Annotated in this window: 1 pseudogene; it reads right to left on the bottom strand. The window is 69.9% G+C overall.

The window, feature by feature from the left end:
- Positions 1-1,463, bottom strand: a pseudogene (locus tag MFF30_RS25600) (YhdP family protein); the annotation flags it as partial.

The following is a 1,463-nucleotide window of genomic DNA, read 5'->3' as shown; positions in this document are numbered from 1 at the left end:
CGCGGATCGGCGGCTTGCCCCCACGCCCGAACGGCACGTTGATCCGGACCGGAATGATGCCGGAGAGCTGCGGCGCGACGGGCAGCCCCTTGCGTGCCCGCAGGGCCTCGTCGAGGGCCAGCGAGACGTTGAGCTCGCCCGGCGCCCCAGCCTTGGGCTGGCGCAGGTCCACCGTCAGGGGCGAACCCATCACGCGCGCGTCGCCCTTGAGGGTGAATGCGCCCCGGTCGTACGAGACCACGAAGCGTCCGGCCTCCAGGCGCTCCTTGCCGAAAGCCTTGTCCATGGCGATGTCGGTGAGCGTACCCGAGATCACGACGGGCAGCTCGGCCAGGTCCGGGATGTGCTTGAGGTTGAGGGGAAAATCGATGCGCAGGTCGGCGCTGCCCTTCACCGGCGCCGGATCGAGGTCGAGCCCGGTCAGGCTCTTGAACATCTTCGTCTGTAGCATCGAGACCAGGGCATCGGCCCCGCCGCCAAGACGCAGGCCGATCTGGGCCACCACCGAATCCGGTGCGATCTTCGGGATCACGAAGGACCCGTCCGCGATCGAGAGGGTGCGGTTGTCCGGCATCCGCAGGTCGGCGGTGACGTTGCGGATCGTGGTGGTTTGCCCGGTGATGGTGCCGGTCACCCGGCCCTTGGTGAGGGGCGGCGCGTCGGGCGCCACCGCCAGGGTGGCCTCAGAGACCGTGAAGTCGATGCGTACGGCGTTGTCGGGCATCGGCTCGCCCCGTGTCGCGGCGGCGAGTTCGGGGCCGCTCATGTCCACCGTGATGTCGACGGTTTCGGCGATGCCGGAGCGCAGGTTGTCCACGAGGTAGTTGCGCGCGGGCGGCGCCACGTGCTCCGGCCAGAGCCGCAGGGCAAGGCGCGCCCCCGTGCGGGCGGCGAGAATCCGCAGGGTCAGGCCGTCATCGTCGGCGGTGGTGCCCAGCGTGCCGGTGATCTGCCCGCTGGCGGCACCCGCCTTCACGGTGAAATCGTCGATGACGACGCCGCCGGCCTTCCCGGTGAGATGGGCCGAGACCGCGTCGAGGGTGACGGGCTGGTCCGCCGCATTGGCGCCGCGCAGCACAGCGTTCTCGCCCGCGAGCTGCAGCGTCCAGGCGGCGTCCGAGCCGGAGGCGCCGGCGATCCAGGTCCCGGTGAGATGCACGGCGTTGCCGGCGCCGTGATAGTCGAGGCCGTCGAGCCGCATCGCCCGTTTGCCCTCGTCCCAGCTCACCAGGGCCTTCAGGCTATCGATGGTGACGGGGTTGAAGTCCTTCTCCTCGATGAGGACATTGCCGCCGCCTGTGCCGATCTCGGCCGTCATGGTCTCGATACGGCCGGCATCGATGGCGACCTCCGCCTTGGCGGAGAGCTTCAGGTCGGTCTCCACCGGCAGCTTCGACTGGCCGGACAGGAGCAGCAGATCGGTGATCGGCAGATCGTCGAGGGTGATCGTGCCGGTGCGGCGG

Origin of the sequence: Methylobacterium goesingense (assembly GCF_022179225.1) — a bacterium.
Classification (GTDB): Bacteria; Pseudomonadota; Alphaproteobacteria; order Rhizobiales; family Beijerinckiaceae; genus Methylobacterium; species Methylobacterium goesingense.
This window is presented reverse-complemented; position numbering and strand designations above follow the sequence as displayed.